General features: G+C 66.0%; 23 protein-coding genes. 11 read left to right on the top strand and 12 right to left on the bottom strand.

Annotated elements, in window-relative coordinates; genetic code table 11:
- Position 1: 1 nt before the first annotated feature.
- Positions 2-508, bottom strand: coding sequence for a 30S ribosomal protein S6 (rpsF, locus tag NLM15_RS19810; RefSeq protein ID WP_254118731.1), 507 nt, complete (start codon positions 506-508; stop codon positions 2-4).
- Positions 509-852: 344 nt separating this feature from the next.
- Between rpsF and NLM15_RS19815 the strand changes: the two genes are divergently transcribed.
- On the top strand, positions 853-1,557 hold the full coding sequence (locus NLM15_RS19815; protein ID WP_254118732.1) for a TetR/AcrR family transcriptional regulator C-terminal domain-containing protein: 705 nt from the start codon (positions 853-855) through the stop codon (positions 1,555-1,557).
- 3 nt (positions 1,558-1,560) lie between these two features.
- Positions 1,561-2,586 (top strand): fatty acid desaturase family protein, encoded by a 1,026-nt coding sequence (locus tag NLM15_RS19820; protein ID WP_254118733.1) that lies wholly within the window; start codon positions 1,561-1,563, stop codon positions 2,584-2,586.
- Here the strand turns inward: NLM15_RS19820 and NLM15_RS19825 are convergent.
- Complete coding sequence (locus NLM15_RS19825) at positions 2,583-3,839, bottom strand: GGDEF domain-containing protein (protein ID WP_254118734.1); 1,257 nt, start codon at positions 3,837-3,839, stop codon at positions 2,583-2,585. The genes NLM15_RS19820 and NLM15_RS19825 overlap by 4 nt on opposite strands.
- A gap of 302 nt (positions 3,840-4,141) precedes the next feature.
- Here NLM15_RS19825 and fabD point away from each other — a divergent pair, with 302 nt between their 5' ends.
- The 7 genes from fabD (at position 4,142) to gmk (ending at position 10,840) form a co-directional block, all read left to right on the top strand.
- Complete coding sequence (gene fabD, locus NLM15_RS19830; protein WP_254118735.1) at positions 4,142-5,101, top strand: ACP S-malonyltransferase; 960 nt, start codon at positions 4,142-4,144, stop codon at positions 5,099-5,101.
- A gap of 11 nt (positions 5,102-5,112) precedes the next feature.
- The gene (gene fabG / locus NLM15_RS19835) at positions 5,113-5,850 is read left to right on the top strand and encodes a 3-oxoacyl-[acyl-carrier-protein] reductase (RefSeq protein ID WP_254118736.1); all 738 of its coding nucleotides are present in this window, start codon (positions 5,113-5,115) and stop codon (positions 5,848-5,850) included.
- 309 nt (positions 5,851-6,159) lie between these two features.
- Positions 6,160-6,399, top strand: a complete 240-nt coding sequence (locus tag NLM15_RS19840) for an acyl carrier protein (protein WP_008130699.1) — start codon at positions 6,160-6,162, stop codon at positions 6,397-6,399.
- A 108-nt stretch (positions 6,400-6,507) separates the two neighbouring features.
- Positions 6,508-7,773 (top strand): beta-ketoacyl-ACP synthase II, encoded by a 1,266-nt coding sequence (fabF, locus tag NLM15_RS19845; RefSeq protein WP_254118737.1) that lies wholly within the window; start codon positions 6,508-6,510, stop codon positions 7,771-7,773.
- 125 nt (positions 7,774-7,898) lie between these two features.
- Positions 7,899-9,173, top strand: coding sequence for an endolytic transglycosylase MltG (gene mltG, locus NLM15_RS19850; RefSeq protein ID WP_254118738.1), 1,275 nt, complete (start codon positions 7,899-7,901; stop codon positions 9,171-9,173).
- 116 nt (positions 9,174-9,289) lie between these two features.
- Complete coding sequence (locus NLM15_RS19855; protein WP_254118739.1) at positions 9,290-10,177, top strand: YicC/YloC family endoribonuclease; 888 nt, start codon at positions 9,290-9,292, stop codon at positions 10,175-10,177.
- Positions 10,178-10,180: 3 nt separating this feature from the next.
- Positions 10,181-10,840, top strand: coding sequence for a guanylate kinase (gene gmk, locus NLM15_RS19860; protein ID WP_254118740.1), 660 nt, complete (start codon positions 10,181-10,183; stop codon positions 10,838-10,840).
- Here gmk and NLM15_RS19865 read toward each other — a convergent pair.
- The 4 genes from NLM15_RS19865 to NLM15_RS19880 form a co-directional block, all read right to left on the bottom strand.
- Complete coding sequence (locus tag NLM15_RS19865; RefSeq protein ID WP_254118741.1) at positions 10,773-12,113, bottom strand: hypothetical protein; 1,341 nt, start codon at positions 12,111-12,113, stop codon at positions 10,773-10,775. The genes gmk and NLM15_RS19865 overlap by 68 nt on opposite strands.
- Positions 12,114-12,263: 150 nt before the next feature.
- Positions 12,264-12,767 carry a hypothetical protein gene (locus tag NLM15_RS19870; RefSeq protein WP_254118742.1) on the bottom strand — a complete coding sequence of 168 codons (504 nt, stop codon included), beginning with the start codon at positions 12,765-12,767 and terminating at the stop codon, positions 12,264-12,266.
- Positions 12,768-12,810: 43 nt separating this feature from the next.
- Positions 12,811-14,157 carry a caspase family protein gene (locus NLM15_RS19875; protein ID WP_254118743.1) on the bottom strand — a complete coding sequence of 449 codons (1,347 nt, stop codon included), beginning with the start codon at positions 14,155-14,157 and terminating at the stop codon, positions 12,811-12,813.
- Between the two features lie 765 nt (positions 14,158-14,922).
- The gene (locus NLM15_RS19880) at positions 14,923-15,312 is read right to left on the bottom strand and encodes a helix-turn-helix domain-containing protein (RefSeq protein ID WP_254118744.1); all 390 of its coding nucleotides are present in this window, start codon (positions 15,310-15,312) and stop codon (positions 14,923-14,925) included.
- 81 nt (positions 15,313-15,393) lie between these two features.
- Between NLM15_RS19880 and NLM15_RS19885 the strand changes: the two genes are divergently transcribed.
- A complete protein-coding gene (locus NLM15_RS19885; protein WP_254118745.1) occupies positions 15,394-16,128 on the top strand; it encodes an SDR family oxidoreductase in 735 nt (244 codons plus the stop codon).
- A gap of 13 nt (positions 16,129-16,141) precedes the next feature.
- Positions 16,142-16,783 carry a DsbA family oxidoreductase gene (locus NLM15_RS19890; RefSeq protein WP_254118746.1) on the top strand — a complete coding sequence of 214 codons (642 nt, stop codon included), beginning with the start codon at positions 16,142-16,144 and terminating at the stop codon, positions 16,781-16,783.
- A gap of 80 nt (positions 16,784-16,863) precedes the next feature.
- Here the strand turns inward: NLM15_RS19890 and NLM15_RS19895 are convergent, their stop codons facing one another.
- The 6 genes from NLM15_RS19895 to NLM15_RS19920 all read right to left on the bottom strand — a co-directional run bounded on the left by NLM15_RS19895 (position 16,864) and on the right by NLM15_RS19920 (position 20,658).
- On the bottom strand, positions 16,864-17,271 hold the full coding sequence (locus tag NLM15_RS19895; protein WP_254118747.1) for a hypothetical protein: 408 nt from the start codon (positions 17,269-17,271) through the stop codon (positions 16,864-16,866).
- Positions 17,272-17,641: 370 nt separating this feature from the next.
- Positions 17,642-17,818: a hypothetical protein gene (locus tag NLM15_RS19900; RefSeq protein ID WP_254118748.1), complete on the bottom strand. Its 177-nt coding sequence runs from the start codon at positions 17,816-17,818 to the stop codon at positions 17,642-17,644.
- A gap of 39 nt (positions 17,819-17,857) precedes the next feature.
- Complete coding sequence (locus tag NLM15_RS19905; protein WP_254118749.1) at positions 17,858-18,049, bottom strand: hypothetical protein; 192 nt, start codon at positions 18,047-18,049, stop codon at positions 17,858-17,860.
- Positions 18,050-18,239: 190 nt separating this feature from the next.
- Entirely contained in the window at positions 18,240-18,956 is a 717-nt protein-coding gene (locus tag NLM15_RS19910) for a Crp/Fnr family transcriptional regulator (protein ID WP_254118750.1), read from the bottom strand.
- 310 nt (positions 18,957-19,266) lie between these two features.
- Positions 19,267-19,503, bottom strand: coding sequence for a hypothetical protein (locus NLM15_RS19915; protein ID WP_254118751.1), 237 nt, complete (start codon positions 19,501-19,503; stop codon positions 19,267-19,269).
- Between the two features lie 96 nt (positions 19,504-19,599).
- Entirely contained in the window at positions 19,600-20,658 is a 1,059-nt protein-coding gene (locus NLM15_RS19920) for an alcohol dehydrogenase (RefSeq protein WP_254118752.1), read from the bottom strand.
- Positions 20,659-20,664: the final 6 nt, after the last annotated feature.

A 20,664-nucleotide genomic window follows, 5' to 3' on the forward strand; every position in this document is an offset into this window, starting at 1 on the left:
CTTACTCCGCATCCGTCGTTGTGGTTTCAGCTTCGTCACGCGGACGGCGCGGACCGCGGTCACCGCGGAAGCCACCACCGTCACGATCGCCGCCACGGAAACCGCCCTCGCGGTCGCCACGGAAGCCACCGCCTTCGCGGTCGCCACGGAAGCCGCCGCCACGGTCGTCACGCTCGCGGTCGCGGTCGGCCTTGCGCATCATCGCGGACGGGCCTTCCTCCAGCTCCTCGACGCGGACGCTGAGATAGCGGATCACGTCTTCGCTGATGCGCTCCTGGCGCTCGATCTCGGCGATCGCCGCGGACGGCGCGTCGATGTTGAGCAGCACGAAGTGCGCCTTTCGATTCTTGTTCATGCGATAGGTGAGGGAGCGAACGCCCCAATTCTCGGTCTTGGTGACCTTGCCGCCGAGACCCTCGACGATGCCGGTCATCTGCGCAGTCAGCTCTTCGACCTGCTGCGTGCTCGCGTCCTGACGCGCGAGAAATACATGCTCATAGAGAGCCATGGTGGTCCTTTCCTCGTGTTGGCGCATCGCCCGGCGTCAAGCCCTTAAGAGACCTTCGGAAAGGACTCTGGGATTAAGCTCAGAAGGCGGAAACACGGGACGACGGGCCGACTGGCCCTGCCACACCAAAATCACGAATGATTTGCTGAGACCGTCCGTTCAGCTCCCGGCCGGGGTCTGCGGATGCGCGCCTTATACGGATTTTGGCTGGCTTTGCAAGGTTGGAAGGCCGGCCGTCAGCCCGGATCGTCCTGACCCGGGGTGGCCGGACCCGTCCTCCCATACCACAACAGCTTGATTTATTTGTTTGTATAGCATACAAATAAATCGACGGAGACGACCCAATGGCGGAAAAGTCGGTCCATGAGCCGTTTGAGGCGGCTGGCGACCCCAAGCATGCCGCACGCGCCACGCGTTCGGCCGGCCGCAAGATGCGGTCGCTGCTGCTGGATGCCGCGAGCCCGCTGTTCCGGGAGCGGGGCCTGTCGGGCACGGCGATCACCGACATCGCCGCGGCCGCGGACGCGTTTCCGAGCCAGATCACCTATTACTTCCGCACCAAGGAGGCGCTGTTCGTCGAATGCGCCTGCCGCGATCTGCTGTATCTGGCACGCGCGACCGAGCAGGCGGCGCTGAAGGCGCGCACGCCGCGTGAATACACCCATGCTCTGGCCGAGACCGTGACGGCGAGCGATTCGATCGCCTTCTTCGCCGAGGCATTGACGCTGACGCGCCGGCGCCAGGATCTGGCGCCGCTGGTCGAGCGCACCATCGAGCGCCTGCACGGCGAAGGCGCGCGCGCCTATGCGAGCCAGGTCGAGCGGCACGGCTGGCGCTCCCTGCGCGCGCCCGACGAAAGCTCGCGGCGGTTCTGGGCCGTCGCCATCGGCGTCATTCTCGAAGGTTACGCCATGGGGCGGTCGCCGGATGAATTATGCGCCGAGATGCTGCGCGTGCTCGGCGAGCAAGCGAAATCCAATGATGACACCGCGCGCCTGCGTCTCGTCGGTGAGCGCGATGCATCGAGCAATTCGAATGAGGAGGGTTAGGCCATGACCGCGCTTCGCATGCGTGCCCGCGATTTCCTGACCGACGATCAACTCGCCGACGTGCGCCAGCGCGTGACCTGGAAAGGCGTCGCGCTGATCGCCCATGCCTGGGCGTTGATCATCGGCGCGATCGCTTTGGTCGCGTGGTGGCCCAACCCGGTCACCTATGTCCTCGCCGTCGCCATCATCGGCTCGCGCCAGCTTGGGCTCGCGATCCTGATGCATGACGGCGCGCATGGCTGCCTGTCCGCCGACGAGAAGACCAATCTGGCCCTGAGCCAGTGGTTCTGCGCTTATCCTCTCTTCGCGGAGACGCGGAGCTACCGGCGCTATCACCTTCAGCATCATGCGCGCACCCAGCAGGAGGACGACCCCGATCTCGTGCTGTCGGCGCCGTTTCCGATCACGCAGCTGAGCTATCGCCGCAAGTTCATCCGCGACATCACGGGGCAGACCGGCTACCAGCAACGCAAGGCACAATTGCTTAACGCGCTCGGGCCGAAGGATTGGCCGTGGCGCCAGCGCGCCACGCATTTCTGGGAGAAGCTCGGCCCGCAATGCCTCGCCAATGCCGTGATGTTCGCAGTGCTGGCGGCGGCCGGCGTGTGGTGGGCCTATCCGCTGCTATGGCTGGTGCCGCTCCTGACCTGGATGATGGTCATCACCCGCATCCGCAACATCGCCGAGCACGCCGTCGTGCCCGACAGCAGCGATCCCTTGCGCAATACCCGCACCACACATGCGAATTTTCTCGAGCGCCTGTTCATCGCGCCGTACTACGTGAACTACCACCTCGAGCATCACCTCCTGTTCTACGTGCCCTGCTACAATCTGCCGAAGGTGCATCGCCTGCTGAGTGCGAGCCGGCACGCCGGCCGCATGGAGGTGCAGCCGGGCTACGCCGCGGTGCTGCGGCTTGCGACCGCGAAGCCAAACCGCGATGACCGGCCGGGGCAATTGGTCAACAGCGCGCGCCGCGCGCAGGCGGGGTCGGAGGTCGACGCCAATCAGACGGCCGGCGGATTTTAGCAGGCCAGCGCGGGAGTTTTAGCGAGGGGGACGAGAGGCACGATCTCGGCGACGAGCTCGACGCCGCGATGGATCACGAAATCGCCTTTGCCCCGGCGCTTGGCCTCGTACATCGCGCGGTCGGCCGCGCTCAGCAACTCGTCGGCGCTGGTGCCGTCACGCGGCGCTGACGCGATGCCGATGCTGGCTCCGACGCAGGCTGCCGGCGCGAACTCGAACGGTTCGCAGACGCGCGAGATGATACGCTCGGCCACGACGACGGCTTCGCGCTCGGTAATGTCAGGCAGCAGCACGACGAACTCGTCGCCACCGAGCCGGCACACGAAATCGACGTCGCGCACGCTGGCGCGCAGGCGCTTCGCCACCGCAACGAGGACGGCGTCGCCTGCTGCATGTCCAAACCTGTCGTTGACGCCCTTGAAGCCGTCGAGATCGACGCAGAACACGGTGAGCTTCGAGCTGGCCGACGCGGCTTCCGGCCACGGGCCGTCGAGCATCTCGGCGAAGAGCTTCTGGTTGAGCGCGCGGTTGGGAAGGCCGGTGAGCAGGTCGTGATGCGCCATCAGGCGGTTGTTGCGCTCGGAATGGTGGAGATCGAGCAGGATCTTGTGGTTCTCCAGCAGCAGGAAGATCATCCCCGCCGTGTAAACCGGCGTTTGCAGGCCGATGATGAACAGGAACGGCACCGGCGACAGGATCGTGGCCACCGCGAACGGCAGCGTCAGGATGCAGATCAGGAGAATGCCGTAGCGCGGCGTGCCGGCATTCCGCGAGGCGATGCCGCCGACGAGATTCGCCAGTCCAATGCCGGCCATCAGCACCAGCGGCATGACGCCCGATGCGACGCATTGATAGCAGCCGGCGGAAATCAGGACGACCGAGGCGAGCCCCGCCCAGATCGGCGAGACGTTCACCGGCGCCCGCCGGTCGCGCTTCGCCCGTGCGAGGGCCCTCATCATCAGGCAGATGCGCGTGCTGCCGAGCGCCAGCTCCGCCAGCACCCAGGCATAAGCCCATGCGGCACCGGTCAGCGCGGCGGCAAGCGATGCGATCAGCAGCGATGCCAGTATGGCCACGACCATCGTCCTGGTCTTGTTGGTCCGCTGCTGCAGCAATTCGTTGTGGATGTCGTCAGGCTGCGGACGTGGGCCGGCGAGCAGCCATTCGACGCTGGCATGGAAAGGAAACCACGGCCGCCGCGGATGCCCGGCCGGAGCGGAAACGGTGGATGCCAGTGGGACCATTGTTGCCATGCCGGCAACCTAGGTGAGCTGAATTTAAGGCCTCTTAAGTGGTGGAACCAAGTTCCGGACAGCGTAAATGCTTTGCTCGCGCGCAATGCCCGGCAGGCCCGCATGGTGCACAGCAACGGGCGGCTTTTGGGCGCCGCGCCCATGGCCAAGTGCCCACCAGCGGCCCATCGCGGCTTGACAGCGCGGCCCTGGTCGTTGTCTACGGCCCCCTTTGGAGCAAGATCGGGAACCAAGGCTCGGGCCGGACGTAGTTCGCTGCCGGTTCTCGAAGAAGACTGCTCAAGCGATCCAGGGGAGCGCCGATGACGGCAGCATTCACATTTCCGGGGCAGGGGTCCCAGGCGGTTGGCATGGGCAAGGCCCTGGCCGACGCCTTCCCGGTGGCGCGCGCCGTGTTCGACGAGGTCGATGCCGCGCTCGGGGAGAAGCTGACAGCGACCATCTGGGATGGTCCGGCGGAAACCCTCCAGCTCACCCAGAACGCCCAGCCGGCGCTGATGGCGGTATCTGTCGCCACCCTGCGCGTGCTGGAGGCTGAAGCCGGGTTTTCCGTGGGGCGGGATGCAGCCTTCGTGGCCGGCCACTCGCTCGGTGAATATTCGGCGCTGGCCGCGGCCGGCAGCCTGACGATTTCCGACACCGCGCGGCTGCTTCGCACGCGCGGTCTCGCAATGCAGAAAGCCGTGCCGGTCGGTGCCGGCGCGATGGCCGCACTGCTCGGCCTCGACTACGAGGCTGCCATGGAGGTCGCCACCGAGGCGGCGCAGGGCCAGGTCTGCCAGGCCGCCAACGACAATGGCGGCGGGCAGGTGGTGGTCTCCGGCGACAAGGCCGCGGTCGATCGCGCCGTCGAGATCGCCAAGACCAAGGGCGCCAAGCGCGCAATGTTGCTGCCTGTGTCCGCGCCGTTCCATTGCAAGCTGATGCAGCCGGCTGCGGACGCCATGGCGGAAGCGCTGGCCAAGGTCACGATCAAGGCGCCGGCCGCGCCGCTGGTGTCGAATGTGCTGGCGAGCGCGATCACTGATCCCGACGAGATCCGCCGCCGTCTGGTCGAGCAGGTGACGGGCACGGTGCGCTGGCGCGAGTCGGTTGCCTATATGGCAGGACAGGGCGTCACCCGTTTCTTCGAGATCGGCGCCGGCAAGGTGCTGTCGGGACTCGTCAAGCGCATCGCGGACGGCGCCGTCGGCGTTTCGGTCGGTGGTCCCAACGACATTGCCGCCGCCAAGGATGCATTGGCCGCTGCGAAGCAGGGCTAGAGGAGTACTCAATGTTCGATCTGACTGGCAAGAAGGCGCTCGTCACCGGCGCGACCGGCGGCATCGGCGGCGCGATCGCGCAGGCGCTGCACGCGCAGGGCGCTACCGTCGCGATCTCGGGAACGCGCAAGGAAGTGCTGGATGAGCTTGCCGGCAAGCTTGGCGAGCGCACCCATGTGCTGCCCTGCAATCTCTCCAAGGCCGACGAGGTCGAGGCGCTGGTGCCTGCCGCGGAAGCTGCGATGGGTCAGGTCGACATCCTCGTCGCCAATGCCGGCATCACCCGCGACAATCTCTTCGTCCAGCTCCGTGACGAGGACTGGGAGGAGGTCATCAATATCAATCTGACCTCGACCTTCCGCCTGGCGCGGGCCGCCACCAAATTGATGATGCGCAAGCGCTTCGGCCGCATCATTGCCATCACCTCGGTGGTCGGCGTCACCGGTAATCCCGGGCAGGGCAACTACACCGCGTCGAAGGCGGGCCTGATCGGCATGATCAAGACGCTGGGTGCCGAATACGCCAAGCGGGGCGTCACCGCGAACTGCATCGCGCCTGGCTTCATCAAGACGCCGATGACCGATGCGCTCAATGACAAGCAGCGCGAGACGATTCTGACCAAGGTTCCGGCCGCTCGGCTGGGGACGCCCGAGGACATCGCGGCGGCCGCGGTTTACCTGAGTTCGAACGAAGCAGCTTACGTCACAGGGCAAACCATCCACGTCAACGGCGGCATGGCCATGATCTGACCTCTCGTTCCGCACTGCCCACAAGGGCGGTGCGGGATGCGGCAAACGGCCGTTTCGGGAGCGAAATGAGGCTTGTAGTCAAGGCAGTTGAAGTATGATAACCGGACCTTCAACGGATGGGCAAAGAACGCCATTGCAGGTTTTTGAAACCCTGTATATTGGCGATGCGGAGCCTTGGCCGTCGTTCGCCCGGGCCCGCATCGTTAGGATGGGGCCAAATCAAGTTCGTAAGCGAAGGCAGTCAACGACCACGACGGCTCGTATCGTCCCGGGGGGTCGGGTCTACAGGGAACAACACGAGGTTATGCAATGAGTGACATTGGCGAGCGGGTTAAGAAGATCGTGGTCGAACACCTTGGTGTTGAACCCGAGAAGGTTGTCGACGCTGCGAGCTTCATCGATGACCTCGGCGCCGACAGTCTGGACACCGTCGAATTGGTGATGGCGTTCGAAGAAGAATTCGGTTGCGAGATTCCGGATGACGCCGCGGAGACGATTCTCACCGTCGGCGACGCCACGAAGTTTCTCGAGAAGAACGCGAAGAGCTAAGGCTCTTCATTTTCGCGGGGACAACATTGAAACCGGACGGGCCGCTTCCCAGCGGTCAGCCGGTTTCTTGTTATTGGCCGTGAATCTTTCGATGCGGAGTTTTCAGATATGAGGCGAGTTGTCGTCACGGGTCTCGGCATGGTGTCGCCACTCGGCTGCGGCGTCGAGCCGACCTGGAAACGCATCCTCAACGGCGAAAGCGGTGCGCGCCCGATCGAGAGCTTCGATGTCTCCGATCTGCAGACCAAATACGCCTGCAACGTCGTTCGCGGCGACGGCACCAACGACACCTTCAATCCCGACAAATGGATGGAGCCGAAGGACCAGCGCAAGGTCGACGACTTCATCATCTTCGGCATGGCCGCTGCCGGCCAGGCGCTCGACGATGCCAACTGGCATCCCGAGACCGAAGAGGACAAATGCGCGACCGGCACCATGATCGGTTCCGGCATCGGCGGCCTCACCGGCATTGCCGACACCGCAATCCTCCTGAAGGAGCGCGGACCGCGCCGGGTCTCGCCATTCTTCATCCCGGGCCGCCTGATCAATCTGGCCTCCGGCTACGTCTCGATCGCGCACGGATTGAAGGGGCCGAACCATTCGGTGGTCACGGCCTGCTCGACCGGCGCGCATGCGGTCGGCGATGCCGCCCGCCTGATCGCCCTGGGCGATGCCGACGTCATGGTCGCCGGTGGCGCAGAGTCGCCGATCAGCCGTATCGGCATTGCCGGCTTCAACGCCGCGCGAGCGCTTTCGACCGGTTTCAACGATACGCCCACGAAGGCATCGCGCCCTTACGACAAGGACCGCGACGGCTTCGTGATGGGCGAGGGCGCCGGCGTCCTCGTTCTGGAAGAACTCGAGCACGCCAGGCGCCGCGGCGCCAGGATCTATGCCGAGGTGATCGGCTACGGACTTTCGGGTGATGCCTATCACATTACGTCGCCGTCGCCCGATGGCGATGGCGGCTTCCGCAGCATGTCGGCAGCGCTCAAGCGCGCCGGCCTCACGGCATCCGATCTCGACTACATCAACGCGCACGGCACCTCGACACCGCTCGGTGACGAGATCGAGCTCGGTGCGGTCGAGCGCCTGCTCGGCAACGCCGCTTCAAAGGTCGCGATGTCCTCGACCAAATCGTCGACCGGCCATCTGCTTGGCGCCGCCGGCGCGATCGAGGCGATCTTCGCCATTCTCGCGATTCGCGATAATGTCGTGCCGCCGACCATCAACCTGGACAATCCGTCGGTCGAGACTGCAATCGATCTCGTGCCCCACGCTGCAAAGAAGCGCGAGGTCAACGTCGCGTTGTCGAATTCTTTCGGTTTTGGCGGTACCAATGCGTCGGTGATCGTCCGGCGTCTGGTCCATTAGTTTGTTGTTGCGACGAATCCACCGTTTTGCCGTATTCGGCGATAGTCATGGAAGTGGGCGCGTGCATGTGGCTCGGCAAGCGATTGCCTGGCCGCGATTGAACCGGCAGGATTCAGGTTGCTTCGATGAGTGAAAGGCCGCCCATTTCGCCCCGGAGTCCGCGGGCCGCGCTGGAGCCCGAACAGGTTCCGCCGCCGCCGAGGCGATCGGACCGGGCGCGAAATCCCTTCGTGATCGTCGGCAATGCCATCATCACCCTGCTGCTGATCTCGATGATCGGCGCGGGCGGCGTGTACTATTACGGCAGGCAGGTGCTCGAGGCGCCGGGGCCGCTGAAGGAAGACAAGATCGTCAACATCCCGCAGCGGGCCGGCAAGCGCGACATCGCCGAGACGCTGAATCGGGAAGGCGTGACCGACATCAATCCGTGGGTGTTCATCGCCAGCGTTGCCGCGCTGAAGGCGAGCTCGGACCTGAAGCCGGGTGAATATTCGTTCCAGAAGACCGCCTCCTTGCGCGACGTCATCGCGACCATCGTCGAGGGCAAGGTGGTGCAGCACGCCGTGACCATACCGGAAGGCCTGACTTCCGAGCAGATCGTGGCGCGGCTGTCCGACAACGACATCTTCACCGGCAGCGTCCGCGAGCTGCCGCGGGAGGGCACGCTGCTGCCCGAGACCTACAAGTTCCCGCGCGGGACCCCGCGCGATCAGGTGATCCAGCGCATGCAGCAGGCGCACAAGCGCGTGCTGGCCGAGATCTGGGAGCGCCGCAGCCAGGACACCCCGGTCAAGACGCCGGAGCAACTGGTGACGCTGGCCTCGATCGTCGAGAAGGAGACCGGCAAGCCGGACGAGCGCAGCCGTGTCGCGGCCGTCTTCGCCAACCGCCTGAAGCAGAAGATCAAGCTGCAGTCCGATCCCACGATCATCTATGGCATCGTCGGCGGCAAGGGTACGCTCGGCCGTCCGATCAAGCGCAGCGAGATCACGCAGCCTTCGCCCTACAACACCTATGTCATCGAGGGACTGCCGCCCGGCCCGATCTCCAACCCAGGCCGCGCCTCGCTCGAAGCCACCGCCAATCCGGCCCGTACCCGCGACCTCTATTTCGTCGCCGACGGCACCGGCGGGCACGCCTTCACCGAGACCTACGACGCGCACCAGAAGAACGTCGCCAAGCTCCGCGCGATGGAGAAGCAGATCCAGAACGACACCGTCGAGCCGGCCGAGGATGCGCAGCCGCCGGCGGCCGCCGCGCCCGGCGCTGCCGCGGATCCGCCGACGGCGACCACGCCGGCGCGGCCCAACCAGCAGAAGAAGCCGCCGGCGCGCCCCGCCGGCCCGGCGCCGGCCCGGCAGGGTGCGGTGCAGCCGTCGCCGCCGGTAGTCCAGCGCTAGCGCTGCCGCAGGGCTGCCTACCGGACTTTGCGGATTCCACTTTCCGGCAAAATAGTCTTAAGATTCGCGTGCCTTGATGGCCCCGCGAATCTTATCTTTCTGGAGAATCTGACCTGATGGCGCTGTCGTCCATGACCGGCTTTGCCCGAAGCCACGGCGCTAGCGGGCCGTATACGTTCGAATGGGAGTTGAAGTCGGTCAACGCCAAGGGCTTTGACCTCAGGGTGCGGCTGCCGCAGGGGTTCGACGAGCTGGAGGCCCACGCCAAGAAGCGCGCCGGCGAGGTTTTGTCGCGCGGTACGGTCTACGCCAATCTCAACGTCAAGCGCGCCAACACCGCCGCCACGGTCCGCGTCAACGAGGACGTGCTCAACGCCGTCCTGAAGGCCGCCGCCGTGATCGCCGGCAAGGTCGATGCGGTCGCGCCGAGCGTCGACGGCCTGCTGGCCATCAAGGGCGTCGTCGAGGTCGCCGAACCCGAGGGCGACGAGGACGAGGACAAGGCCGCGCGCGCTGCTGTAGCGGAGGCCTTCGACAAGGCGCTCGCCGATCTCGTCGAGATGCGCAAGCGTGAGGGGACTTCGCTCGGGCAGATCCTGACCCAGCGGGTTGACGAGGTCGAGGCGCTGGCGAGGAAGGCGGAGGCCGCGCCGGGCCGCAAGCCCGAGGCGATCAAGGCCAGGCTCGCCGAGCAGATCGCAACGCTGCTCGACACCTCCGACCGTTTCGATTCCGACCGCCTGATGCAGGAGGCGATCCTGATCGCCACCAGGGCCGACATCCGTGAGGAGCTCGACCGCATCGCCTCCCACGTCGCGCAGGCGCGCGAGCTGATCGGCAAGGGCGGCCCGATCGGCCGCAAGCTCGACTTCCTGGCGCAGGAGTTTCACCGCGAGGTCAACACCTGCTGCTCGAAGTCGAACGACATCGAGCTGACCAATACGGGGCTCGCCATGAAGAACGTGGTGGAGCAGTTCCGCGAACAGGTCCAGAATCTGGAGTGATCGATGACGACGGGCGGTCACGGAACTGACGGTGTCGAGCGACGCGGATTGATGTTCGTGCTGTCCTCGCCCTCGGGCGCAGGCAAGACGACGCTGTCGCGTCTCCTGATCGACCGCATGCCCGGCCTCAGGATGTCGGTCTCCGCGACCACGCGGGCGATGCGGCCCGGCGAGGTTGACGGCCGCGACTATCTGTTCGTCGACAAGGCCAAGTTCGACGCGATGGTGAAGGGCGACGAGCTGCTGGAATGGGCGACGGTATTCGACAACAGCTACGGCACGCCGCGCAGCCCGGTCGAGGCTGCGCTGTCAGCCGGGCAGGACGTGCTGTTCGACATCGACTGGCAGGGCACGCAGCAGCTGCGCGAGAAGGCGCGCGCTGATGTCGTGAGCGTCTTCATCCTGCCGCCCTCGGCCGCGGATCTCGAGAAGCGGCTGCATTCGCGCGCGCAGGATTCCGACGAGGTGATCCGCAAGCGCATGAGCCGCGCCAGTCACGAGATGAGCCACTGGGCCGAGTACGACTACATCGTCATCAACCACGATGTCGATGAGGCCTTCGCCGAGGTGCAGTCGATCCTGAAGGCCGAACGCCTCAAGCGCGAGCGGCGGACTGGCCTCGTTGGTTTCGTGCGAGGTTTGCAAGGCCAGCTTCAAGGTTAGGCTTCGAGAGGCGCGGTCCTTCGTGCGCCAGCCGTTCCAGCATCGCCGTGATCACGTCGACGTCGACGGTGTCCTCGATCTGCACACTGTCATCGCGATCGGCCGATTTCTGGTCCTTGATGTCGTCGGTCGCGAGCCGGGGGGCTGATGCCTCGATCTCGAACTCTCGATTGAACATGTAGGCCTCGTCGAGGTCGGCGACCTCGTTGCGGGCTTGCGGTTCGCGCTCATCGACGACGTCGATCGCGTGATCGATCGCCTCGAGCTGCGCAGCTTTGAGCTGCGCGGCTTCGCGTTGGGAGGCCTCGAGTTTGGTGGTTTGGGGACGCGCGGCGGCCTGGCGACGGGCGGCATCGAAATCCACCGGGCGCGGCTGCTGCGCGCGCGGCGCGGCAGCTGGCGTCATCTGGCGCCAGGGCGCACGGCCCTCGTCATGCGGCTCCCGATTGTCCCAATTGACGCGGCGCTGGTCGGCGGCCTGAACGCGGACGCGCCGGCCCGCGAAGCGATAGATGATGCTGGCGAGCAGGCCGGCGAGCGCCAGCGCGCCGCCGATCACGAGCAGCAGCATCTGGAATGAGCCGGTCGCCTTCTCCGTGGTGGCATCTGCTGCGGCAAGCGTGACCGGGGCAGGGGATTTTGCCGGCTTTGCGCTCGGCGGCGCGGGCGACGCAACGGGAGCGGGCGCCGGCTGCGGTGCGGCCGCCGGTTGCGGTGCGGGCGCCGGCTGCGATGCAGGCGCCGGTTGCGGTGCGGGCGACGTGGCCGCGGTGGAGGCATCGGGCCAGCGCGTGGCGACGGCGGGCTGCTGTGCGTTGCTGTCGGCGGTCGGGCTCGCAGGCTGCTGCGTCGGCACCGGCTTCGCTGGCGCGGTCGGCGTCGTCGGCTTGGCATTGCTCTGCGCCGTCAGATATTCGGCGCGTGCGTCCTGCACCGAGTTCTGCTGCGGCGGGGGTGCTGAATCTGCTGTCGGTGCGTCGGGCGTAGCCTGCGCGGTTTGCGCGGGCTTCGCGCTATCCTTGGCGCTGTCTTTCGCGTTGTCCTTGCCGCCTTCGGCACGTAGATACCAGCATTGCCGCTTGGTTCCGCGCTCGACGCGATAGTACCAATGCTGACCCTGCGGCGCGACGCCCTTTGGCGAGCCGAGGCAGTCGCTGGCGGCATTTGCCGTGCTCGTTGCCGCCGGCGCATTCTGCGACACGGCGGCCAGTGGCGCGCCGGCGATGATGCTGCCGGCAAGCGCGGATATGAACTTTGCGGTGCGGTTGCCCATCCTGGTCTCCCGTTTACGCATGACGCAACTTGTTACCGACCCTTTGTCATCAAAGACTTGGGTGGCAATGAGCCGCAAATCCGGACAGGATGTGGCTTGAATCGGGCCCGCGCCGCGTTCGTTCCGCTGCGAAATCAGGCTTTTTCGCTGCTATTGCTTGGTCGAGGTCCAGGTTCCGCCGCAGCCGTCGGAGCGGCGAAAGGTTCCGGAACCGCTGCGGCTCGACAGACGTCCGGAGCCCCTGAAGGTTACGCCTTCGCCCTGACCGAACGTGCTGACTGCGCCGCCGGAGCTGACGGTTCCGCTGACGCCTTGGCCAATGACCTTGCCGGAGGAGACCACGACCGCGCCGGACGTGGTGCCGCCGCAGCCGACGCTGACGACCATCCAGGCCCCGTCGAAGCTGCCGCCACCTCCACCGCCGCGGCGCGACGATGAGCGCGGCTCCTCGGCCGCAGGCTTGCTTCGGCGCACTGTGGGCGCGGGCTCGGCCGAGCGGCCTGAAGACGAATCCTGACGCGAGCCCGACAGCGATTTCTCGTCATTGCCGATCGAGCCGCCGGCACTGCCGGACTGCGCGACGGCGGACGATGAGGCGAGGGTACCGGTGAGGAGGAAGGCGAGGGCCATCGTTCGAACGGAGACAGTGCGCATGAGCAAAAATCCAAAATGAAAAAAATCCAAAATGAAAACTGTATCAGCGGCCGGAGCCGTCGGCGCAGACGGATCCGATAATGCGGCAAGCTTTGCCAGCCTTGCCGCATTCGTCAAGCGCGGCATCCCTGGCGCGCTGGACGCTGTCGCGCTGGACCAGCGACCAGGATTTGTCGGAGATCGCGAACGCGCCGCAGCTTCTGCCGTAGAAGGAGAGCTCGATCGGACATTTGGCGCCGGCGCAATTGCCACGCGCATCCGCAACCGCCGCGCGCCGCGAGGCGTGGTTCCACGCTATGCCCCATTTGCTGCTGTCGGGGCCGTAGACGATCGAGCCCCACGGCTTCAGATCCTCCATCTTGCGCATCCGCAGCAGCAGGCCCTCAGTTGCTTCGCCGGTCGGCGCCATCGCAATCCGCTGCTGGAGTTTCGTGATCGCGCGGGTCAGTCCATCAGGCGTGTCAGGATCGAAATTGAGCTCGTACAGCCGCTCGCTCAATTCGCTCAGCAGCGCGGCATCGCGCAGCGGCGCGCGATCCGGATCGGCGCGCAGCCGATCCGCCTGCAGCGGATCGGGCTGCATCGCGGCGACCTGCGGCGGCGGGCTTTGCGCCGGCGGCACGAAATAGAAGGTGCCGTCGATCGGCGAGGACGACACCCAGGGCTGCTGCGCGCCTGATGTGGCGCGCTTCACGGCGAGGCCGACCTGGTTGAAGGTCTGGAACACGTCGAGGCCGGCGGTCCGGACCGTCGCCGCCAGCGCCTTGGTGTAGGGGCTGTGGCCGTCGCTGCCGTCCTGGGCGACGTTGCCCGGCTGCGTCGCGTAGGAGATCAGCGTGCCCTCCGGCGCGCGCATCTGTGCCAGGCCGCCGTCGGAGGATCGCAGGCCGCGCGAGCCAAACGGGTTGTTGCGGCAGGCGTCGAGGATCACGAGGTTGAGCCGCGTGCCGGATCCCTGCATCTGCCGCAGCACGAGGTTGACGTCCGTCATCTGGAAGTCGACATCGGCCTCGCGCGTCGGATTGGCGCCGACGGGCACGAGATAGTTGGAGCCTGCGACCTGCACGCCGTGGCCGGCATAATAGAACAGCGCGACGTCGGCGCCCTGGACCTGCCGGCCAAAGCTCTGCACCGCGATGTCCATCGCGCCCTTGTCGAGATCGAGCTGGGCGCGCCCGCCGACCAGCGTGAAGCCGAGCTGCCCGAGCGTCTCCGCCATCAGGCTCGCGTCCTTGGAGGGATTGTCGAGCGGCGTGATGTTCTTGTAGGCGGAGTTGCCGACGACGAGCGCAATGCGCTTCTCGGCCGATGCCGGTGCAACAGTGGCGACAAGCAGGGCCGCGGCCAGCGCCGCCAGCCCCACGACGCGATTGAAAATTCTCGCGCGCATCAAAATTCCCCAAAATAATAGCGCCAACCTACCAGCCCGCGGCGCGGGCGAAAAGCGTGCGACATTCTGGACGGTAACGGCTGTGCGTATGGTGCCGGGAAGGGCGCGTGGTTGTACCTTCCCGCGGCAGGTTTTGCCCGAGTCTTGCCTGGATAAGGTCGCCCGTTGGAGGCCAAAGGGCGCAGGGAAGGCCGGGCGCCGGCGGCACCCTTGGTCCGTGCGCTACGAGAAATGCACACGGGGTGGACCGATGGGTTGACCGAACGCCCGGCCTTCCCTGCGCGGATGGTTTTAACGGTGTCCTTCGTGCTCTCCCCGGGGAGCGATGCACTATTGCCCCCGTCGCCTCGCGGTTCGCCGATGCGCGCGCCCGGTCGGGCCGCTCGCATCACCGCAGGACTTGACGCACAGACCCCGGGCGTCAGGACCACACGACTTCTCCGTCCGCGGACGGTCCCGCCTGATCGTCCGGGGCTGGCGCGTGCTCACCCCCTGACGATTGTCGAGCCCGCTTTGACTGCGCCGTGTCGTACCGCGTCGCGTGAGACTCACGGTTGCCCGCCCTGTCGTCACGCATTCCGCGCCGGCGCTGCCGCGTCCTCCGCCACCCGGCCCGCATGTCGTGACGGTCGCGAACGCCCCTTTGGCAGGGCCGGGATGACGGAGCTTATGCCATAAATCCGAAATTCGGGAAAGTGGAATGTTTTTGCGCAGAGGGATTGACGAGGTGTTTTGCCCGACGGGTCGCGTGACGTCTCCGCGGCCTCACCCCTTTGCCTTGGAGCGTCGCGTCTCGCGGGCGGCCAGCACCTGCGCCGTGTTGTCCGATATCCACGTCGCGAGCCTGGCGACGTGCGTGGCGAGCTGACGTCCCATCGGGGTCAGCGCGTATTCCACGCGCGGCGGCACTTCGCCGAAATCGTGCCGGAGCACGAAGCCGTCCTCCTCCAGCGCGCGCAGCGTCTGCGCCAGCATCTTCTCGCTGACGCCGCCAATGCGCCGGCGCAGCTCGCTGAAGCGGTGCGTCCCGTCGCGCAGCGCGAGCAGCACCAGAACGCCCCAGCGTGACATCACGTGGTCGAGAATGCCGCGGCCGGCACAGTCGCGGCCGCCTTGCGGGCCGCCAAGGAGGTCGTCGTAGGTTTTGGGCTTCATGGCGGGGGTACTTACCAGAAAGTGGGTACTTACGAAAGGAAATCGAGGGTGGTAGCGAGCCGTCACAGGAGAAAAATCACCATGAGCACGACCAAGACCACCACCAGGACCATTGCCATTTTCGGCGCCGGCACCGGGCTCGGCGCCTCCCTTGCCGCGCGGTTCGGACGCGAGGGTTATCGCGTTGCGCTCGTCGCGCGCCGTGCCGCGCCGCTCGAAGAGCGGGTCGCCGAGCTCGCGCGCGCCGGCATCGAGGCCGCGGCGTTTCCGGCTGACATTACCGACATCGCAGCTGTCCCGGCGCTGGTGCGCGCCATCGAGCAGCGGTTCGGGGCGATCGACATCGCCGTCTACCAGCCGGTCGGGCATGCCGGCTTCGTGTCCGCCGTGGACCTCGACGCCGCGAAGCTCGAGCCGATGGCGAACATCTTCGCGTTTGCGCCGATCGAGGTGTCGCATGCGGTGCTGCCCGGCATGCTGGCACGTGGCGACGGTGCGATCGTGATCGTCGGCGGGCTGACGGCGGTGGTGCCGATCCCGGGCCTTAGTGGCGTCGGCCCCCTGATGGCGGCGGCGCGCAATTACGTCTTCACGCTCAATGCCGAGGTGAAGGAGAAGGGTGTCTTCGCGGGCACGCTGAATATCGGCGCCGTCATCGAGAACTCGGCGGGCTTCCGCGCCATGACGGCCGGCGGTGTTGCACTCGATCCGAGATATCCCGTGCTCAACCCCGACGACATCGCCGAGGAGCTTTGGACCCTCGTCAACAGGCGCGACCGGGTCGAGGCCATCCTTCCGCCGCTGCCGGCAGCGTGAGGCCGAGGGCGCCATGCTGCAAATCGACCTCTATACCGAGATATCCTGCCCGTGGTGCATGATCGGACTGCACCGGCTGGACAAGGTGCTGATGGAGCGCTTTCCCGATCTCGCCGCGGATATCCGGCACCATCCGGTCCTGCTGCTTCCCGAGACGCCGGAAGCGGGACTGTTCATTCCGGATCTGCTTCGGGCGCGCTACGGCGTGACGGATGCCAAGGCCGCCTTCGCGCGGCCTGAGGCCGAGGCGCGTCTGTCCGGGCTCGACCTCGATCTCACGCGACAGCTCTGGGCCTATCCGACGCAGCGTGCTCATGCGCTGGTCCTCGCCGCACGCGAGAAGGGCACCCAGCATCGCCTCGCGGTCGCGATTTCGAAGGCCTATTTCCTCGGTGCGATGAACGTCGCGGATGTCGATGTGCTGGCCGATATCGCGGTCGACTACGGTTTCGATCGCGCCGAGGCCGGTGCAATCGCGCGGGATCCGGCGCGGCAAAAGCGTGTCGAGCAGGAGGCGGCGCGCGCCGCAGCGGCAGGCGTTCGCGCTGTTCCTCACTTCGTCTTCGCCGGCCGCCTCGCGATCAATGGCGGCCGGAGCGAGGACGAGATCGCCGCATCGGTGCGCGACGCGCTGCGGGGTGGCACGCAGAGTTAGCGAATATCCGTCACCGGGCGCAACTGTGAGCGGACGGCAATGCTCCTGGCGCATTGCCATCCGCATCCAGTGGATTCCGGTCAGTACCGATACCCGTACTGACCCGGGCAAACCCAATTGCCGTAGGTGTCGTAGGTGCAGTTGCTGTTGTTGTAGTAGCCGTAAGCTCCTGCTGCGGCGGCTCCTACCGCGGCCGCTCCCAAACCATAGGCTGCGCCTCGATAGGCACCGCGATAGGCCGCATTGCGGTAAACGCCCCTGGCGACCGGTCGGCCGGGTATTGGGCGGTATCCATATCCGCGACCTGCCACGCGATATCCGCCGCCGACACGTCCGGCACGAACAGCGCCGCCCCCGGCGTAAGCGCCGCGCATGCCGCCGCCTCCATGAAATCCGCCACCCCCGCGGCGGGCATAGGCCTCATCTGGAATCAGGCTCACTGTGATCAGGACGAGAGCTGCCAGCGCAGCGAGAACGTATCGAAGCATGGCGTTCCTCCGTGAGTTGGGGTGCCGTGCAAACACCAGCGCGCGATGCCGCCTCGTGAGGATCGGCACCCGCCGAGAACCTCGGCTTCTGCCCGGAGTCTGATTTGACCTAAATCAAGCATCGAGGCGTGTGGGTTCGAGTTCCACTTTGGGAGACCTCTCACCTCGGCGGTCGCATTGATTGCGGTCTATCTGCACCTGAAGCGTCAGCCGCCGCCGCGAATTTGAGACCACAAGGCGCCAGCCCTCGGCAGATGCCGCGCACTCCGCACGCGCCAATGAGGGCCTAGCGGACGATACGGATCATTGATGCAGGGTTACAACGACACGGCCGAGCGGGTTGCTCCGCTGCTGTGCGCGGGCCTGTGTGTCAGTTGCGCGCGCAGCAATCGACGAGCGCGCGCCAGATGCGCTGGACCTCGATTGTTCTCTGGCGTTCGAGCACGTGGTTCTCGCTCTCATGGGAAGATGTCGCCTTCAGGCGTATTTCGCGCGGTGCGATCCAGCGTTCCGATATCGGATCGTACCATTTGCCGAGATTGACCAAGCTCGTCTCTCCTGTTTCGTCTCCCCCGTGGTTGTCTGCCTATCCCATGCGCCTGTTGCTGGTGTTCTGGGTGAGATTGCCGTGCGCGGCCTGCTCGCGAATGTTCTGCTTCTCGTCGTCGCGATGGCCCTTGGTGGTATCGACCGGTGTTGCGGGCGTGCTGCCCGCGCCCTTGTGGCTCCTGTTCTGTTCGGGAACAGGCTGCACCGTTTTCGTCAGCGGCTTTGTCATCGGCTCTGACTCCATCGTTGCCTACGGGTTGCCAACGCGCGGAACATTCGCGGCGTTCCAACGCGTGATCCGAAGTGATGAGGGCGGAAGGCGCCGTCGCGAAGGTTTTACCGTCGGGGCGGGGCTCTGGATTTTCGTCCTGGCCCGTTTTCCTGACGCGACCAAGTGTCGACTTCGCTCGACAATTCTCTTAGCTCGCCGAGGCCGCGCGTCCGAGCACTTCGCGAAAGTGCTTCTTCACCGTGCCGTTGCAGGTGCAGGCGCTGGTCTCGAGCGCCGGGGCATCGAGAATCAGGATGGCACCGCGGCGGGTCGCGAGGATGCGCCTGGCCTTGAACGTCTGGATGACGCGGCTGGCATAGCTGCGGGAGACGCCGAGCATACCGGCGAGCTGCTCATGGGTAAGAGGGATTTCGTCGCTGCCGATATGCTCGCGGGCAGCACAGATCCATTTGGCCGCGCGTTGCTCGATCGAATGCGTCGCATTGCAGGCCGCGGTCTGGAGCAGCTGCGCGAACTGCCATGCTGCGTAGCGCGAAAGAATCTCGTGCAGGCTGGCCGATCGCTGCTGTGCCTGCTCGAGCGCGCGCAGCGGCAGGCGAATTAGCGTGCCGCCGACCTTCACGACGACGCGGGAAAAGGCCAGCGACGGGCTGCGGCCCGCGGAAAGACCGACCCCGCCTTCGCGGCCGACCAGGAGACTTTCGACCTCGCGGTCATCCTCGACCGGCACGGCGAACGACACGAACGCAGGGCCGCAGGGGAAGTGGACGGCGGAGATGCCGTCGCCGGCATGATGCAGAACGTGGTTCGCGGCGAGCTCGACCGCTTGCAGATGAGGGGCGAGCAGCTCGAAGTCCTGGGCGCTGAGCGTTCGCAGCAGATCGTTCCTGGGCCGGCCGGTCACGCTTCTTGTCTCGTGGTTCTTGGTCTTGGCTCGTGCTGGCCGGGAATCGGCACGTCGGAAAACCCTACGTTTCCGCGCAGGAACCGACAGTTCCAAAGTGAACACAAGTGTTTGGGGAAATCGAAAAGTTCACAGCCGGAGGCGTCGCGCCGTCCGGCGTTGCGCGCGGGACACGCTGCGAACTTTGTTCTCGTCCGGAGAACTACGGAATTTCGATAGCCCGGGGTCCTCTGTTCAGGAGTGAACATAAGTCGCGCCGGGATTGCACCGGCATCGGGCGGCCGGTCCGAGATGGCTGCGCCGCAGGCCCTTAGCCGAGACGGATCTGGCGTCCGGCCAGGAGACGGCCTTGGGCCATCTGCCTGCGGTAGGCATCGATCGCCTTGTTGGCGAGCATCAGCTGCCGGCGCTCGCCGGTCCTGAGCTGCGCTTCGATGGCATCCAGAATGATGTTCGCCGTCGCGTCCGGAGGACCGAGCTCGCCGCTCTGCTCCAGGAAGCTCCAGGCGATGAAGAATGCGCTTTCGACGGTGCAGCGAATGGACATGCGCTGCCAACGCGGTGTGGCCGCAGCCGTTCCGCGTTGCCGTGTCGCGGAAGGAAGGTGTGGAGGCGGCGAGACTACATCCCGCCGCCTCGGGCCTCAGTTCTTCAGCACGATGCGGCCGACGACCTTGCCGGCGCGCAGCTCCTCGATCCATTTCTGGACGTCGCCCATCGGCTCCTCGCGCATCGGCGTCGGCTTGATCTTGCCGGCGCGGGCGAGCGCCATCAGCTCCTGGGCCTCCGTGAGCGTGCCGACCATGAAGCCTTCGACGGTCAGGCGCTTGTAGACCCACTGCACCATCGGCAGCGTGAACTGGCCGCCCATCAGGCCGGAGACCACGACCTTGCCGCCGCGCGCGGCAACCGCCACCGCGAACGCCATCGACTTCTCGTTGCCGGCGAAATCGACGACCTCGTCGAAGCCGCCTTCGGTCTCCTTGAGGATGCGCTTGATCACGTCGGGCTCGGCCGGATCGTAGGCGCTGGCTGCGCCGTTCTTCAGCGCGGTGTCGCGCGCGGCGCCGCTGAGGTCGGCGACCGTGATCGGCTGCTTGAACATCGCCTGCGCGAACGACAGGCCCATCATGCCGACGCCGCCGAGGCCGATCAGCAGCAAATTGCGCTGGCGCGGACGGTCGACCAGGCGCTTGAGCGCGCCATAGGCGGTGACGCCGGAGCACATCAGGGTCGCGGCCTGGTTGACGGGCAGGGGATCGTAGTCGAGCAGGTATTTGGCGTCGGGCACCAGCACGTGGGTGGCGAAGCCGCCGTCGATGGAGACGCCGAGGAAGCGTTGTTTCGCGCAGAGGTTCTCGTCGCCATTGGCGCAGTCGCGGCACTGGCCGCAGCCGATCCAGGGAAACACCGCCTTCTTCGCGCCGACGAGGCCGGCGGGAACGTCAGGGCCGACCTCGTCGACCACGCCCGCGATCTCGTGGCCGAGCGTGAAGGGCAGCGTCATGCCGCGCGTGGTGTCGAGCTTCTTGCCGCCGCCGAGATCGGCATAGCCGTCCTGGATGTGCAGATCGGAATGGCAGAGGCCGCAGCGCTCGATGCGCACCAGCACTTCGCGTCCTTGCGGCTTGGGCGTGTCCACGATGGTCTCGCACAAGGGCGCATCGAACTTGACCAGGGACTGCCGACGCATCAACGCCATTTTCTT

The sequence above is a fragment of the Bradyrhizobium sp. CCGB20 genome (genome assembly GCF_024199855.1).
GTDB lineage: Bacteria > Pseudomonadota > Alphaproteobacteria > Rhizobiales > Xanthobacteraceae > Bradyrhizobium.

Bases quoted from the DNA above. Each gene is read 5' to 3' on its own strand.
- rpsF (WP_254118731.1), bottom strand. From the start codon at position 508: ATGGCTCTCTATGAGCATGTATTTCTCGCGCGTCAGGACGCGAGCACG.
- NLM15_RS19815 (WP_254118732.1), top strand. From the start codon at position 853: ATGGCGGAAAAGTCGGTCCATGAGCCGTTTGAGGCGGCTGGCGACCCC.
- NLM15_RS19820 (WP_254118733.1), top strand. From the start codon at position 1,561: ATGACCGCGCTTCGCATGCGTGCCCGCGATTTCCTGACCGACGATCAA.
- NLM15_RS19825 (WP_254118734.1), bottom strand. From the start codon at position 3,839: ATGGCAACAATGGTCCCACTGGCATCCACCGTTTCCGCTCCGGCCGGG.
- fabD (WP_254118735.1), top strand. From the start codon at position 4,142: ATGACGGCAGCATTCACATTTCCGGGGCAGGGGTCCCAGGCGGTTGGC.
- fabG (WP_254118736.1), top strand. From the start codon at position 5,113: ATGTTCGATCTGACTGGCAAGAAGGCGCTCGTCACCGGCGCGACCGGC.
- NLM15_RS19840 (WP_008130699.1), top strand. From the start codon at position 6,160: ATGAGTGACATTGGCGAGCGGGTTAAGAAGATCGTGGTCGAACACCTT.
- fabF (WP_254118737.1), top strand. From the start codon at position 6,508: ATGAGGCGAGTTGTCGTCACGGGTCTCGGCATGGTGTCGCCACTCGGC.
- mltG (WP_254118738.1), top strand. From the start codon at position 7,899: ATGAGTGAAAGGCCGCCCATTTCGCCCCGGAGTCCGCGGGCCGCGCTG.
- NLM15_RS19855 (WP_254118739.1), top strand. From the start codon at position 9,290: ATGGCGCTGTCGTCCATGACCGGCTTTGCCCGAAGCCACGGCGCTAGC.
- gmk (WP_254118740.1), top strand. From the start codon at position 10,181: ATGACGACGGGCGGTCACGGAACTGACGGTGTCGAGCGACGCGGATTG.
- NLM15_RS19865 (WP_254118741.1), bottom strand. From the start codon at position 12,113: ATGGGCAACCGCACCGCAAAGTTCATATCCGCGCTTGCCGGCAGCATC.
- NLM15_RS19870 (WP_254118742.1), bottom strand. From the start codon at position 12,767: ATGCGCACTGTCTCCGTTCGAACGATGGCCCTCGCCTTCCTCCTCACC.
- NLM15_RS19875 (WP_254118743.1), bottom strand. From the start codon at position 14,157: ATGCGCGCGAGAATTTTCAATCGCGTCGTGGGGCTGGCGGCGCTGGCC.
- NLM15_RS19880 (WP_254118744.1), bottom strand. From the start codon at position 15,312: ATGAAGCCCAAAACCTACGACGACCTCCTTGGCGGCCCGCAAGGCGGC.
- NLM15_RS19885 (WP_254118745.1), top strand. From the start codon at position 15,394: ATGAGCACGACCAAGACCACCACCAGGACCATTGCCATTTTCGGCGCC.
- NLM15_RS19890 (WP_254118746.1), top strand. From the start codon at position 16,142: ATGCTGCAAATCGACCTCTATACCGAGATATCCTGCCCGTGGTGCATG.
- NLM15_RS19895 (WP_254118747.1), bottom strand. From the start codon at position 17,271: ATGCTTCGATACGTTCTCGCTGCGCTGGCAGCTCTCGTCCTGATCACA.
- NLM15_RS19905 (WP_254118749.1), bottom strand. From the start codon at position 18,049: ATGACAAAGCCGCTGACGAAAACGGTGCAGCCTGTTCCCGAACAGAAC.
- NLM15_RS19915 (WP_254118751.1), bottom strand. From the start codon at position 19,503: ATGTCCATTCGCTGCACCGTCGAAAGCGCATTCTTCATCGCCTGGAGC.
- NLM15_RS19920 (WP_254118752.1), bottom strand. From the start codon at position 20,658: ATGGCGTTGATGCGTCGGCAGTCCCTGGTCAAGTTCGATGCGCCCTTG.